14 protein-coding genes are annotated in these 15,391 nt (G+C 57.3%); 10 read left to right on the top strand and 4 right to left on the bottom strand.

Annotated features, from left to right (window positions below; genetic code table 11):
- From guaA to VMW13_07260, 4 genes are all read right to left on the bottom strand, one after another.
- On the bottom strand, nt 1–1,127 hold a 1,127-nt coding region (guaA, locus tag VMW13_07275), incomplete at its 3' end, for a glutamine-hydrolyzing GMP synthase (GenBank protein HUV44614.1).
- Between the two features lie 179 nt (nt 1,128–1,306).
- Nucleotides 1,307–2,077 (bottom strand): enoyl-CoA hydratase-related protein, encoded by a 771-nt coding sequence (locus VMW13_07270; GenBank protein HUV44613.1) that lies wholly within the window; start codon nt 2,075–2,077, stop codon nt 1,307–1,309.
- A gap of 75 nt (nt 2,078–2,152) precedes the next feature.
- Nucleotides 2,153–3,343, bottom strand: coding sequence for a CoA transferase (locus VMW13_07265; GenBank protein ID HUV44612.1), 1,191 nt, complete (start codon nt 3,341–3,343; stop codon nt 2,153–2,155).
- Between the two features lies 1 nt (nt 3,344).
- The gene (locus VMW13_07260; protein HUV44611.1) at nt 3,345–4,511 is read right to left on the bottom strand and encodes a CoA transferase; all 1,167 of its coding nucleotides are present in this window, start codon (nt 4,509–4,511) and stop codon (nt 3,345–3,347) included.
- A gap of 216 nt (nt 4,512–4,727) precedes the next feature.
- On the opposite strand from VMW13_07260, the gene VMW13_07255 reads away from it, so the two are divergent.
- The 10 genes from VMW13_07255 to leuC all read left to right on the top strand — a co-directional run bounded on the left by VMW13_07255 (nt 4,728) and on the right by leuC (nt 15,188).
- Nucleotides 4,728–5,390: an L-threonylcarbamoyladenylate synthase gene (locus VMW13_07255; GenBank protein ID HUV44610.1), complete on the top strand. Its 663-nt coding sequence runs from the start codon at nt 4,728–4,730 to the stop codon at nt 5,388–5,390.
- A 196-nt stretch (nt 5,391–5,586) separates the two neighbouring features.
- Complete coding sequence (gene ilvD / locus VMW13_07250) at nt 5,587–7,245, top strand: dihydroxy-acid dehydratase (GenBank protein ID HUV44609.1); 1,659 nt, start codon at nt 5,587–5,589, stop codon at nt 7,243–7,245.
- 17 nt (nt 7,246–7,262) lie between these two features.
- On the top strand, nt 7,263–8,954 hold the full coding sequence (gene ilvB / locus VMW13_07245) for a biosynthetic-type acetolactate synthase large subunit (protein HUV44608.1): 1,692 nt from the start codon (nt 7,263–7,265) through the stop codon (nt 8,952–8,954).
- Nucleotides 8,954–9,496, top strand: a complete 543-nt coding sequence (ilvN, locus tag VMW13_07240) for an acetolactate synthase small subunit (protein HUV44607.1) — start codon at nt 8,954–8,956, stop codon at nt 9,494–9,496. Before ilvB ends, ilvN begins: the two co-directional genes overlap by 1 nt.
- Nucleotides 9,497–9,671: 175 nt before the next feature.
- A complete protein-coding gene (locus VMW13_07235) occupies nt 9,672–10,616 on the top strand; it encodes a universal stress protein (GenBank protein HUV44606.1) in 945 nt (314 codons plus the stop codon).
- A 22-nt stretch (nt 10,617–10,638) separates the two neighbouring features.
- On the top strand, nt 10,639–11,631 hold the full coding sequence (ilvC, locus tag VMW13_07230; GenBank protein HUV44605.1) for a ketol-acid reductoisomerase: 993 nt from the start codon (nt 10,639–10,641) through the stop codon (nt 11,629–11,631).
- Nucleotides 11,632–11,633: 2 nt separating this feature from the next.
- On the top strand, nt 11,634–11,780 hold the full coding sequence (locus VMW13_07225; protein HUV44604.1) for a hypothetical protein: 147 nt from the start codon (nt 11,634–11,636) through the stop codon (nt 11,778–11,780).
- Nucleotides 11,781–11,949: 169 nt separating this feature from the next.
- Nucleotides 11,950–13,470, top strand: coding sequence for a 2-isopropylmalate synthase (locus VMW13_07220; GenBank protein ID HUV44603.1), 1,521 nt, complete (start codon nt 11,950–11,952; stop codon nt 13,468–13,470).
- A 21-nt stretch (nt 13,471–13,491) separates the two neighbouring features.
- Nucleotides 13,492–13,890, top strand: a complete 399-nt coding sequence (locus VMW13_07215) for an MgtC/SapB family protein (protein HUV44602.1) — start codon at nt 13,492–13,494, stop codon at nt 13,888–13,890.
- A gap of 44 nt (nt 13,891–13,934) precedes the next feature.
- Entirely contained in the window at nt 13,935–15,188 is a 1,254-nt protein-coding gene (gene leuC, locus VMW13_07210) for a 3-isopropylmalate dehydratase large subunit (GenBank protein ID HUV44601.1), read from the top strand.
- Nucleotides 15,189–15,391: the final 203 nt, after the last annotated feature.

Genomic DNA, 15,391 nt, shown 5'->3' with positions numbered 1-15,391 from the left:
TCCGGGTAGAGCGTGCCCTGGGCAAGGAAGTCCACCTTGCCCAGCTTCTTGGCTTCCTCTTCGAATACCTTGATGAACTCCTGTCCGATGGCCTTCCGCTTGCGCTCTGGGTCGGTCACACCCTTGAGGCGCTTGAGGAACCTGTCGGTGGCATCGACGAAGTTGATTTGCATGCCCAGGTTGAGACGGAAGACATTAAAGGTCCTTTCCACTTCCTCGCGGCGCAGCAGCCCGTTGTTGACGAAAATGCAGGTAAGCTGGTCACCCACGGCGCGGTGAATGAGAGAGGCTACCACGGCGGAATCTACGCCTCCGGACAGGGCATTGATTATCTTGCCCTCACCCACCTGCTGGCGTATCCGCTCCATGCTTTCATTGATGAAATTGCCCATCGTCCAGTTCCCCCGGCAGCCACAGACACGATAGGCGAAGTTCCTGAGCAGGGTCTTTCCCTGAGGAGTGTGCACCACCTCGGGGTGGAATTGGAGACCGAATATCCCGCTGTCGTTACCCATTACGGCAATCGGCGAGTTCTCGGTATAGGCGATGGACCTGAAGCCGGGGGGCATCGCCTCGATTCTGTCGGCGTGGCTCATCCATACCTGCGAGGGGTTGTCAATCCCGGCAAAGAGGGGCGAATCGACCTCACTGATGTGAAGGAGGGCCTGGCCGTACTCCCGCTTGATTCCCGTTGTGACCTGCCCGCCAAGCTGTTTGGCTAGCACCTGCATCCCGTAGCAGATACCCATCACCGGCAGACCGCTTTCGTAGACCCAGGGTGCGGCCAGGGGTGCTCCCGGTTCGTAGGTACTGGCCGGACCTCCGGAGAGGATGAAGCCTTTAGGGTTCAGCGACTCTATCTTCTCCCAGGGGGTATCGTGGTCGACCAACTCGGCGTAAACCTGGCACTCACGAATCCGGCGTGTTATCAGCAGACTGTACTGGGAGCCGAAGTCGATAACAACAATGGTCTCACGTTCGCTGGTACCTTCTGCTTCGGCAGCGGCCGCCGACTGCGCACCACCCATCTCCTTGGCAATCTCAAGGTAAGTGGAGACTTCGATATCGCCGGTGGTGGCTACCCGCCGGTCACCCTCTGTGGTATCTTTTACGCTGTCTTCATCCATAAACCGGGACTCCGTTTTTCAAAGATTACCATTGTGGTGACCCGCCGTCAAATAGAGAAATCAGCCTGTCGTCGGGAGGCCCTTAGCGTGAAGAACACATTAGTTACGTGGTATCCGTCCCGTGCAAAAACCTCCCGGCATAAGCAGCGGCTGTCGGTAATTCTGGTATTCTTTTCCGGCTATTCCCTGCGGAGATTCGCGTGTCCCCAGGCATTGAGCTGGCGGTGATAGGTGAAGAGAGCGCCCAAACCCATTATCTCCAGGTCGGCATTGATGTTCTCTTTCATCACTATCATGCCGTGTCCGCCCGGACCGAGGTCATCTATCGGTATCTCGGCGATGTCTTTGGCCAGCTTCCAGACCTCTTCCTCCAGCTTGTCCGGCGGTACCGCCCGGTTGACCAGCCCGATTCGTTCCGCTTCCTTACCGTCGACGAACCGCCGGCTCATCAGCAACTCCTTGGCCTTCCGCGCTCCCAGTTGCCATACCCAGAGCGGCATACTATCGACACCGCCGCCCGTGGTAGCCGGATGCCCGAAGATAGCGTCCTCAGAGGCATAGGCCATGTCGCACAGCATCTGGAGATAGCACCCCGCGGCGAGACAGTAGCCATGCACCTGGGCAATGGTCGCTTTCTTGAGGTTCATTATGTTAAGGTAGCGACTGCTTATCCCACGCAGAGTCTTGAGGGCACCGCTTGTTCCCCACTGCTCGTAGCCTTCCGGGATATTGAAATAGGGGCTGTCCTTGAAGTCCCAGCCGCTACTGAAGGCCTTTCCGCTACCGGCAAGGATGATAACCCTGACATCGGGGTCATTGTCGGCATACTCAAGGGCAGCATTCACGTCGTCCCACAGGGCCTGGTTGATGGCGTTCATCTTGTCCGGCCGGTTCATGGTGACTTTGGCAATCTGTTCCTTTACCTCGTAGATAACCGTTTCATATTCCAATCTGTACCCTCCTGCAATGCAATATTCATCTCATCACGTGATGCCGGCCGGTTCGGCGTCACCGGTAAAATGCGGTCAGGATGACTCCTCAGCAGAGAACGCTACTCTGTCCGCTCTTAAAGCAGCGATTTGCTCTTCCGAATAGCCGAGTTCGGCAAGCACTTCCCCGGTATGCTCACCGAGCAGAGGAGCCGGCCGCCGGATTATGCCCGACATATCGGAGAACCTGGGCACCACCCCGACCAGGCGTACCCGACCATACTGCGGATGTACCTGTTCCTCGAAGACACCGGTCTCCTTGCAGTGCGGGTCGTCGAGCAAGTCGTCCACAGTCCGACCCACAGCCGCAGGAACACCCGCCTCCTTCAGCACGGCATCCCATTCCTCAGCCGTCCTGTTCCGAAAGGTCTCGCTTAGCGCCTCTGCAAGCGCAGCATCATTTTCGGCACGCTTCTCCGGTGTTGCGAACCTGGGGTCAGTGAGCAATGACTCCTGCCCGGTAACCTGGCACAGGCCTCTCCATTGCGACTCGTCGGCGCAGAGAACAAACAACCACACATTATCGGCTGACTGGTAGTGACGGTAGGTGGCGTTCAACCCGATAATACCGGTATCCCCGGGATACTCCCGTTCAATACCAGCGTAGTCGATGAAGTCACCGGATTGCATGGCTATCGATGCATTGGTGAGTGACGTTTCAACGTGCTGGCCCTTGCCGGTCCTGGCCCGGTCGAGCAGGGCCAGCACCGCACCGTAGGCCCCGAGCATGGGGCAGGCCTGGTCGTTCACTGCCACAGCGTGGAAAACAGGCGGCTTTCCGATACCGCCCTGAGCAACCATCTGGCCGCTGCGGCATTGCAGCAGGGGGTCATAGGCCGGCCAACTGCTATACGGTCCGGTGGAGCCGTGACCAAGCGCCGAAACATAAATGATGTCCGGTCGAATCTTACAAACAGACTCGTAGTCCAGACCCAAACGGTGCCATACGCCCCAGCGGGCATTCTCCACCAGAATATCTGAGGTGGCAATCAGTCTGTGTACTACATCGAGTGCCTCCGGCTTCTTGAGGTCGACCACTATCGACCTCTTCCCCCGGTTGCATACCATGAAGCTTCCGGCAACGATACGGTAGGGGTCACCATCCGGGGGCTCCACCTTGACTACTTCAGCCCCCAAGTCGGAGAGCAACAGGGCTGTTGTAGGGCCGTTAATCATGGTGGTGAAATCAATGACGCGAATGCCGTCCAGGGCATGTGTCTCGCTCATCCTAGATAACCCCCCGGTCTCTCATTCGAGCAATCTCCTGCACCGAGTGGCCCAATTCACCAAGCACATCATCAGTATGCTGTCCCAGCGCCGGGGACGGCCCCTTCACCTCACCCGGAGCACGCGATAGCCTGACCGGCACCCCCATCTCACGGACCTTCCCCAGGCGGGGTTCCTCGACTGCTACCACCATGCCATTAGCCAGCACCTGAGGGTCATCGAGGAACTCCTCCACTGTCGAGGCCGGAGCACAGGGGATGTCGGCAGCACGCAGGAACTCCAGCCACTCGTCCCGTGTTCTGGCCAGGAACATCTCCTGAAATATAGCGACAAGCTCCTCGCTCGTTGGTGGCAGGATGATGAAGGGCGCACCCTCGAAACGAGGGTCGATTAACCACTCCTCATGGCCGACAGCCACGGCAAATTTGGCAAAGAAGCGCAGGTTCCCCAGGCCGAGGAAGAACCACTTACCATCACTTCCGTGGTAGAGACGGTATAATGGAGACACACCCTGCGGGTCTCTGACCATACCGGAACGGACAATCCTCCCCTCGAAGTCTATCACTCCGGCAGCGGCTACGTGGAGCATCGACCTGAAGAGAGAAACGTCCACCTTCTGTCCCCTGCCGGTTGTCTCGCGGGCGAGAAGGGCTGTCGCGATACTGAACGAAGCCATGAGGGCGGTATAGTAGCTCGGCATGGGCATCACCAGGTAGAGCGGTGGACCACCCGACCCCCCCTGGCCGATATAGAGCAATGTCATCGAACCCACAATAGCATCCCAGCCGGGCACACCCCGGTATGGGCCGTCGGGACCAAAACCTGAGATAGAGCAATAGACCATCCGGGGGTTGAGTTCTCTGACTGCCTCGTAGCCTATACCCAACCTGTCGGCCACGCCGGGGCGGAAGCTCTCGATAATAACGTCGGTCTGCCTGGCCAGCTCACGGGCGATTTGCCGGCCTTCGGGTTGCTTCAGGTTGAGGGTGATGCCCCTCTTGGAGCGGTTCCACACCAAGAAACCCGGCCGGCCGCGAAAGGGGTCCCCCTCCGGGTTCTCCACCTTGGTCACCTCCGCCCCCTGCTCACTGAGGAGCATAGCGGCATAAGGGCCAGCGATATACTGGCTGAAGTCAAGGACCTTGATTCCTGTGAGGACCGCCGTCATGCTATGCAACCCTTAAGTGTCAACCAGCCGGGTACAGCATCAATCCGCTTCACTGAGATTAGCATCCGTGAAAGGTCACCTTTTTCCACGCCGCACCCGTCCGGTGAGGAACAATATAGTCTTGAGTATGGGGCAATATGCGCCTGATGTCAACATATCCTGAGTCAGTCTCCATTGGGCGAATACTACCTTCGTGGTATACTCTCATCAGGCAGAATGCGCTTCCAGGAAGGTACCGGACCAATGCTGCACAGGTTCTCACCGGATGTACAGCAGCAAATTGAAAGGGCTGTTATCATCCTCCGGCAGGGAGGAATAGTTGCCTATCCTACCGATACCGTATATGGTCTGGGCGCCGGTATGAGCATTCCCCGTGCTGTGGAGCGTGTGTTTCAGGCCAAACAGCGACCGCAGGGCATGGCACTTCCCCTGCTGGTGGCAAACGTATCACAAATAGCCGAACTGGCCGGGCAGCTACCACTGGTTGCCTGCCGCTTAATCGACAGCTTCCTGCCCGGAGCCCTCACGATAGTGCTGCCTGCGTCCGGTACCGTCCCCGATATCGTCAACGCCGGGGGCAACACCGTAGCCGTGCGGATACCTGACCATCCCGTCCCGATAGCCCTCATCGAAGGTATCGGGATGCCCCTGGTGGGTACCAGTGCCAACGTCAGCGGCCAGCCCAGCCCGCTCACCGCCGCTGAGGTACACTCGCAATTCGGCGATAAAGTCGACATGGTCATTGATGAAGGTGGGCGCTGCACCGGACGGGAATCGACCATCGTTGACCTCACCGGAGAAAAGCCGGTCGTTCTGCGCGAAGGTGCCATTTCCACGGAAGCGCTCCGGCAAGTCTGCGGGAGTATCACCACCGGCTAAGCCGTGTGACCTGTGCCGGGGCAAAGTTGACAATAAACGGTAACTGTGCTATCGTACCAAACATGAACAGATACGATCTGGTACTGGCACTTATCGTTATCAGCGGTTACCAGTGAGTGGGTTCGCCTCCACGAGAGCCGTCCCACCGGGACGGCTTTTTTTTTAGGTTGCGGACGACGAGAATAGGTGAAAAAAGATGAAAAGTGACGCTGTCAAGAAAGGACTGGAGCGGGCAGGGCATCGCTCCCTGCTGCATGCCGTCGGTGTATCCCGGTCCGACATTGACAAGCCCTTCGTGGGCATAATCAACAGCTTCAGTGAAATTGTACCGGGACATATCCACCTGCGGAGTATCGCCGAAGCTGTCAAGCAGGGAGTATATGCCGGTGGCGGGATGCCTTTCGAGACCAACACTATCGCTGTGTGTGATGGCATCGCCATGAACCATCCGGGTATGAAGTACAGCCTGCCCAGCCGGGAGTTGATTGCCGACTCCGTGGAGATAGTGGCCGAGGCCCATGCCTTTGACGCCTTGGTCTTCATCCCCAACTGCGATAAAGTAGTCCCTGGTATGCTTATGGCGGCAGTCAGGCTCAACGTACCGTCCATTTTCATTAGCGGCGGGCCAATGCTGGCGGGACGTATGCCCGGAAGCAATGAAAAAATCGACCTCATATCCGTGTTTGAGGCCGTGGGCAAGGTTACTTCCGGACAGATGAGCGAAGAGGAACTGGCCCGACTTGAAATGATCGCCTGTCCCGGCTGCGGAAGCTGCGCCGGCATGTTCACTGCCAACACTATGAACTGCCTCACCGAGGCTGTGGGGCTGGCACTGCCCGGTAATGGCACCATTCCGGCAACAGATTCGAGGAGGATACGACTGGCAAGGGCCGCCGGGGAGCAGGTCATGCACCTGCTGGCGGACAACACCTGTCCCCGTGACATAGTGACCCCGAAATCGATACACAATGCCTTTACGGTGGATATGGCCCTGGGCGGCAGCACCAACTCGGTGCTGCATTTTATGGCAATTGCCCACGAAACAGGCATCAGTTTCCCTCTGCCTCAAGTGAATGACATCAACGAGTCCACCCCGACTCTATGCCGGCTCAGTCCCGCCGGAGAGAATCGCATCGAAGACCTGGACCTTGCCGGTGGCATTCCCGCGGTGATGAATGAGGTCAGGGACAGGCTGAACCTGGACTCGGTGACCGTATCGGGAAAGACGGTCGGCGAGAGTATCAGGGACTGCCCCGTCCTGGATAGAGATGTCATCCACACAGTGGATGATGCATATTCTGCCACGGGTGGAATCGCCATCCTCTTCGGCAACCTCGCCCCGGACGGCGCCGTTGTCAAGAAGAGCGCGGTCGCCCCGGAAATGATGTCCCACGTGGGACCGGCCAGGGTGTTCGAGTCCGAGGAGGAGGCAACCAGCACAATCATGGCTGGCGGTATCAAGCACGGTGACGTAGTGGTCATCCGCAACGAAGGTCCCAAAGGCGGACCGGGTATGAGGGAGATGCTCACACCGACGTCCCTGCTCAGCGGTATGGGTATGGACAAAGACGTCGCCCTGATTACTGACGGGCGCTTCTCCGGTGGCTCCCGGGGTGCCGCTATCGGCCATGTTTCTCCGGAGGCAGCCAGTCGCGGACCGATTGCCGCCCTGCAGGATGGAGACGTTATCAAAATTGATATCCCGAACTACAAACTGGAGGTAGACCTTAGCGAAAGCGAGATTTCACAGCGCCTCTCCCGGCTGGGTGAGTTTGAAGCCAGGGTGAAAACAGGATACCTCAGCCGCTATATTGAAAAGGTAACATCAGCCAGCACCGGAGCGGTGTTCGAATAGGAGGGAGTTTTAGTACCATGAAGATGACCGGCGCCCAGATGATTCTGGATGGCTTCGTGAAGGAAGGCGTGGAAGTCATTTTTGGCATCCTTGGCGGGGCTATCCTGCCTCTCTATGACACCCTGCCACAGTTTCCGCAGCTCCGTCACGTACTGACACGGCACGAACAGGGTGCCGCCCACGCTGCAGATGGCTATGCCCGCACCAGTGAAAAGGTTGGCGTGTGTATGGCGACTTCCGGTCCGGGGGCTACAAACCTGGTGACCGGTATCGCTAATGCCTTCCTTGATTCAGTTCCCATGGTAGCAATTACCGGCCAGGTAGCCCGACCCTTCATTGGCAAGGACGCTTTCCAGGAGATAGATATTACCGGCATAACCCTGCCGATAACCAAGCATAACTACCTGGTGCTGGATACTGCCTCACTTCCCAGGATAATCAAGGAAGCGTTCCACCTGGCCAGGACTGGCCGGCCCGGACCGGTACTGATTGACGTACCCAAAGATGTCTTTGCGGAGCAGGTGGAATACCACTATCCGAAGCAACTGGACCTGCCCAGCTACAAGCCGACGCTCAAGGGGCACCCGGCACAGATAAAGAAGGCGGCCAAGCTGATAAACGAATCCGAGAAACCCGTAATCATTGCCGGTAGAGGCATAGTTATCTCCAACGCCTATGCCCAACTGAAGGAACTGGCAGAGACATCACAAATCCCGGTGATTACTACCCTGCTCGGTATCAGCACTTTCCCCGAAAGCCATATCCTGAGCTACGGCATGCTCGGAATGCACGGTATGGCCCACGCCAACTTTGCCGTTAGTGACTCCGACCTTGTTATCGCCATCGGTATGAGATTTGATGACCGGGCCACGGGTACCGTAAACACATTTGCCCCCCGTGCCCGCATTATCCATATCGATATCGACCCGGCGGAAATCGGCAAGAATGTACGTGTCGATGTGCCGATAGTGGGCGATGTCAAGAACGTACTCAGCGCGCTCAATAAGCAGCTTACTTCAGCCCAGCATCTTGCCTGGATAGAGCAACTCGACAACTGGCGCCGGACACACCCGTCCCTGGATATCAGGGACAGCGAGTCCATTCTGCCGCAATACGTGGTCGATAGAGTGTACCAGGCTACCCGGGGCAACGCCACCATCGTTACCGGCGTGGGGCAGCACCAGATGTGGGCAGCCCAGCACTACCAGTATGACCAACCGAATAGCCTGGTCTCGTCCGGGGGTCTCGGTACGATGGGCTTCGGACTACCGGCGGCCATAGGGGTGCAGGTAGCCCGCCCTAAAAGTACGGTGTGGTGCCTGGATGGTGACGGCAGCTTCCAGATGACGATACAGGAGCTGGCCACAATTACCCAGGAGAGACTGCCGCTGAAGGTGGCCATCTTCAACAACGGTTATCTGGGTATGGTGCGACAGTGGCAGGAGCTCTTCCACGAAAGACGCTACGTAGCCACTCCACTGGCCGGACCCGACTTCGTGAAGGTAGCCGAGGCTTACGGTATTCCGGGGACAAAGGCAACGCACCGGGATGAAGTAGCCCCGGCAATCCAGCAGGCGATGAATGAACCGGGACCGTTCGTGATTGACTTCCAGGTAGAACCGGAGGAGAATGTCTATCCTATGGTGCCACCAGGAGGCAGCCTTGCCGAACTCCTGGAGGCCCCGAAGAAAGAGGGGGTGAAATCGTAGTGGCTAAGCATACGCTAATCGCCCTGGTAGAAGACAGACCCGGCGTGCTTAATCGCATGGCCAGCCTGTGCCGCCGGCGCGGTTTCAACATCGAGAGTATTGCCGTGGGGCACGCCGAGACACCGCATCTTTCGCGCATGACTATCGTTGTCGAAGGCACCGGTGCTATGGTGGAGCAGCTCAGGAAGCAACTTGACAAGCTGGTTGTTACCGTGAAGGTGTATGACATCACCGCGGACAACATTATTTCCCGTGAGCTGGCACTGATTAAGGTAAAGACCACCCCCGCTAGCCGGAGCGAGGTCATGCAGATTGTCGATATCTTTCGGGCAGGGATTGTGGATGTAGCGGCTGATTCGTTGACAATCGAAGTTACCGGAGATGAAGACAAAGTCACCTCCCTGCTCAGCCTGCTGCACGGCTTTGGCATCAGGGAGGTGACCAGAACAGGCAGAGTCGCCATGACCAGGGGGGGCTCCGGCCTGCTCAGCGCCGAGAAAGGCTCTCCCGCTGGCGGCGGCAGGAAACAGAAAGAATCCTGAGAACGTCTCAGAGGGGGTTACCTGGTACCGTGCGGGAGTCGGCCTATCATTTTTCCCGGGAAGGCGGGGCTTCCGGCAGCACCGGCTGCGGGGAGGCCACCGGAAGTAAACCGGGGATTGATTTCGTCCTGCCGGCGCGGTAATGTATTGGTGGACTGACAATTGGAGGTGTGAAATGTACCGGAGAATGCTGGTACTGCTGGACGGCTCTGAGCTTGCCGAGGTGGTTTTCCCGTTTGCAGTAGAGCTCGCCGCCCGCCTGGACCTGGAAGTGGTATTGCTTCAGGTCTATGGCGTACTGGGTCGCGAATTTATTCCTGTTCACCGGGCTTACATAGAACGCTCCGCCGAGACAATAAGACTCCAGGTAGAGGAACTCCAGGAAAGGCTCGGTGTTTTGCCGGACGCCAGTGCAGTGGAAGTCCGCGGTGAACTGGCTGACGGGTATTATGCCGAAGAGATACTTCACTTTGCTGAAGAAAATACTGTTGACCTCATCATGATGGCCAGCCATGGGAGGTCCGGAATCAGACGCTGGCGTATGGGAAGTGTCGCCGATAAGGTATTGCGGGCATCGAAGGTACCGGTCTGGTTTGTCCACGCCGGTATTGAGGATGCCACACCGTATGACCAGTGGCCTTCGAAGACCTTCCTGGTCCCGCTGGATGGTTCCGAGCGGGCGGAATCAGTGCTTCCCCACGTCAAGATGCTGGCGAAACAGCGCACCATTGAGCCGATTAATATCACCCTTCTCCGGGTTTGCGACCCCCCCCTCGCGCCGTCCTACTACTCTCCGGAGCTATCCGGCGTCCCCCTCAACTGGGGGGAATTCATGGAGCAGGAAATGACGCGGTGCAAGTACGTCGCCGTAGAATACCTGGCAGAATTGGCGAAACAATTGCAGGACACCGGTGCCCATATAACGCCTGAGATACTGGTAGGCAAAGCCGCCGATGAGATAATCACGTATGCCAGCAAGAACCCTTACAGTGTCGTTGTCATGACAACCCACGGGCGCTCCGGGCTGAGTCGCCTGGTATACGGCAGCGTTGCGGAGAGCGTTCTGCTGAGTATCCCAAACCCGACACTGGTGATAAAACCATCACAGCAGGATTCGTAACATACTACAAGGAGGGAAAGAAATGGCCAAGATATACTATGACAGGGATTGTGACCTCAAGCTACTTGATGGGAAGGTAATCGGCATTATTGGCTACGGGAGTCAGGGGCATGCTCAGGCTCAGAATCTGAGGGATAGTGGCAGCCAGGTGATAGTGGCCGAGGTAGAAGGCAGCCCGGGCTGGAACAACGCTAAGGAGGCCGGCTTCAAGGTGGCCAGTGCCGATAAAGTAGCCGGCGAAGCGGACATTATCTCAATACTGGCACCCGACGAGCTGCACGGAAAGATATATGCCCAGTTCGTGGCTGGTGGCCTAGCCGCGAACAATACGCTGCTGTTTTCCCATGGTTTCAGCATTCACTACGGACAGGTTGTGCCTCCGTCGAATGTGGATGTAGTCATGATAGCCCCCAAGTGCCCAGGCCACATGCTGCGGCAACTCTACACCGAGAAAGTCGGTCCGCCGGCCATAATCGCCGTCCACCAGGACGCCACCGGCAAGGCCAAGGATATCGCGCTGGCCTACGCCGCCGGCATTGGCTGCAGCCGGGCTGGCGTAATCGAGACAACCTTTGCCGAAGAGACCGAGACTGACCTCTTCGGCGAGCAGGCAGTGCTCTGCGGCGGAATTACGTCCCTGATAAAGGCGGGTTTCGAGACCCTGGTTGAGGCCGGCTATCAGCCGGAGATAGCCTACTTTGAAGTGCTCCACGAACTGAAACTCATTGTCGACCTTATCTACCAGGGCGGCCTGAGTTACATGCGTTACTCCGTCAGCGATACCGCAGAGTATGGAGACCTCACGCGCGGGCCCCGGGTTATTGACGAGATGGTCAAGGAAGAGATGGCGCAGATTCTGGCTGATATCCAGGATGGTACCTTTGCCAGAGATTGGATTCTGGAGAACCAGGCCGGTCGCCCGGTCTACAATTCACTGAAACGCATGGAATCGGAACACCTTATCGAGGAGGTCGGTGCTGAGTTGCGCCAGATGATGCCCTGGCTAAAGGGATAGATGTGAAAACCACAGTACATAGACTACTTAATATTATCCCGGAAGAGCTAGCCACGGAGAAGACACCGGTACTTGGCACGACACTGAAGGACGGGGAGCAGGCAGAGAATTGTCTGATATTGACAACAGCAAAAGTGGCGCTCTATTGAAGCGTCTTGGCGGATTTGCCTCTTTTGGCAGGTATAAACTCATCCTTACTGGCCCCTCTCCTTAGGGGAGGGGGGTAATGACTGGCCTATAGAATACAGTCGTGGAGAAGAGAAGCAGACCTGCCAGACTTGATACCATTGAGGTTGTTTCTTCTCCCAGGAGGATGACATGGATAAGATAATCATATTTGATACCACGCTGAGGGACGGTGAGCAGGCGGCCGGGGGAACGCTCAATGTCCAGGAGAAGCTGGAGATAGCCAGGCAACTGGAGAAGCTTGGCGTAGATGTCATTGAAGCCGGCTTTCCCATAACCTCCCCGGGTGACTTCGAGGCGGTGAGCCTCATTGCCAGAGAGGTCCGCACCCCCGTAATCTGTGTTCTCACCCATGCCAACCTTGATGCCGTAGACCAGAGCTGGGAAGCCGTTAAAGGCGCTGAGCGGCCCTGCATTCATATTGTGCTCTCATCTTCGGACATTCACCTGTTCTATCAACTGAGGAAGAGTCGTGAGGAAATCCTGGAGATGTCCTGCAGCACGGTGGCACGAGCCAGGAAGCATGTTAATAACGTAGAGTTCTCCGCGATGGACGCCAGCAGGACCGACCCTGAGTACATCTACCAGATCCTTGAAGCAGTCATTGATGCTGGTGCTACCACGGTGAATATCCCGGACACAGTAGGTTACGCCACACCGCAGGAGTTCGGCGACCTTATCGATGGAGTGTTCAAGAATGTGCCCAATATCGACAGGGCGGTGGTCAGTATCCATTGTCACAATGACCTCGGCATGGCTGTGTCCAATAGCCTGGAAGCACTCAGGCGAGGGGCACGGCAGGTGGAAGGCACCATCAACGGCATCGGGGAAAGGGCCGGTAATGCCTCGCTGGAAGAGATTGTGATGGCAATCAAGACCCGCAAGGACTTCTATAATCTCACCACCGGTATCGACACCAGGCAGATTTATCGAACGAGCCGACTGGTCAGCGAACTAACCGGTACACCGGTTCAGCCCAACAAGGCTATTGTCGGCGCTAATGCTTTCCGTCATGCGTCAGGCCTTCACCAGGACGGTGTAATCAAGATGCCCTCGACCTTCGAGATAATGGACCCCAAGACAGTGGGCATACCGAGTAGTAGCCTGGTGCTGGGTAAGACCAGCGGTCGGCACGGTTTCAGAGAGCGGCTGGCGGAACTGGGCTACAGCCTGCCCGAGGAAGACTTCAAACGCGCTTTTGTGGCCTTCAAAGAGCTGGCCGATAAGAAGAGAGAGGTTACCGACAAAGACATCGAGTCCGTGGTTGCCGAGGAACAACGCACTATCGCCGAGGCCTATCGCCTCGACCGCATCCAGGTTTCCTGCGGTGACCGCGGCATACCCACCGCAGCGGTCCGGATGACGACTCCCGAGGGAGAGCCCAGGGCAGACTCCGCCCTCGGCACCGGCCCGGTTGATGCCACCTGCAAGGCAATTGACAAGATTGTGGACGTGCCCTGCACGCTCACGGAGTTCACCGTCAAGTCCATAACCGAGGGGATAGACGCCATCGGTGAGGTGCTGATAAGGGTGGAGAGTGAGGGAATAACCTACACCGGTCGCGGCGCGGATACCGACATTATTGTGGCCAGCGCCAAGGCTTACATCAACGCGCTGAACCGGTTGCTTGCCGCCAGGAAAACAGCAGCGTAGATTTCCGTACGGGGGGTTGAGATGCCTGCTGAAGTGGAAATGGTACTGCGACTTCTGCTGGCGGCCGCACTTGGTGCTATCATCGGCTTCCAGCGAGAACGGGCCGGCAAGCCCGCCGGTACCAGGACGCACAGCCTGATAAGTCTCGGTGCTGCACTGTTTGCCGTGGTCTCTGCGCTGGCCTTCCCGGATGCCGACCCCACCCGCATTGCCGCTGGAATCGTGACCGGTATCGGCTTTCTCGGTGCCGGTGCCATAATCCGTCGTGAAGGTGGCCTGGTGGGTGGGCTGACCACGGCAACAACAATCTGGGCAGTAGCAGGTATCGGCCTGGCCGCCGGAGTGGGCATGTACATCGTGGCACCGGTAGCAACCGCTATTGCACTGGTGATATTGTTTATCCCTCACGCCAGCGAGTAGCCCCGGCACCGGCTAACCGGATATAAATACAGAGGGGAAGTACATTGACTCTTATAGAAAAGATACTGGCTGCCCACACGGATAGAAAGATGGTGAGCCCGGGCGAGTTTGTCAACGTCCGGGTGGACGTCATCCTGGCCAATGATATCACCGCCCCGATATCGATACGGGAGTTCCGGCGGCTTGGACTGAGTAAGGTCTCTGAACCCGATAAGATAGTCATGGTGGCCGACCACTACGTACCCAACAAGGACATCAACTCCGCCGAGCAGGCCAAGGTTATGCGCGACTTCTGTCGCGAACAGGGAATACCGCACTACGATGTTGGGCAGATGGGCATCGAGCACGTGCTCCTGCCCGAGCAAGGCCTGGTCGTGCCCGGCGATGTCATTATCGGTGCCGATTCACACACTTGCACCTACGGTGCCCTGGGAGCCTTCGCCACCGGCATGGGCTCGACCGATATCGCCGCTGCAATGGCTACCGGCGATATCTGGATGAAGGTGCCACCGACCATCAAACTTATTTACCATGGAGAACTCGAGGAGTGGGTCGGCGGCAAGGACCTCATCCTGTACACCATCGGACAGATTGGCGTGGACGGTGCTCTATACGCCGCCCTGGAGTTCACCGGCGAGGCAATCGATACCCTGCCCATGGACGGACGGTTCACTATGTCCAACATGGCAATCGAGGCCGGGGGCAAGGCGGGCATCTTCCACGTCGATGAGAAGACCCTGGACTACGTCAGGAACCGTGCCAGGCGTCCCTATACCGTCTACGAACCGGACGACGATGCGGAATATTCCCAGACCATTGAGTACGATGTCTCTTCCGTGGAGCCGCAGGTCGCCCTGCCCCACCTGCCATCCAACGCCCGGCCGATCAGCGAGCTGGGAGACATCGAAATAGACCAGACCGTTATCGGCAGTTGCACCAACGGCCGAATCAGCGACCTCCGGACTGCCGCCCTCATCCTTGAAGGTAGGAAAGTCCACCCCAGAATACGCTGCATCGTCATTCCCGGCACGCAGCAGGTGTACCTCGATTCGCTCAAAGAGGGCCTTATCGAGACCTTCATCCGTGCCGGTGCCGTGGTTAGCACTCCAACCTGTGGCCCGTGCCTGGGTGGCTACATGGGAATCCTGGCCGAAGGGGAGCGCTGTGTTTCGACGACCAACCGCAACTTCGTCGGCAGGATGGGCAGTCCCAAATCAGAGGTCTACCTGGCTGGTCCGGCGGTGGCCGCCGCCAGTGCGGTAACTGGTCACATCAGCCATCCCGCCGAAATCCTGTAATAAGAAGGCCACACCATAGATAGGCACAGAAAGACACCCCGAGTAAAGGATTTTGAGAAGGTGTTGGTGGAGGTGTGATTTCCGTACTTATTGTATGTGCTCTTTATCATTTGTTGTGCGATAGTTATGAAATCAAATAAAGATATTGAAATATGCCCTTGTGGTAGTGGTAAGAGCTTTTCAGACTGCTGTCAGAAGTACAT

It is taken from the genome of Dehalococcoidales bacterium (assembly GCA_035529395.1).
Taxonomy (GTDB): Bacteria; Chloroflexota; Dehalococcoidia; order Dehalococcoidales; family Fen-1064; genus DUES01.
This window is presented reverse-complemented; position numbering and strand designations above follow the sequence as displayed.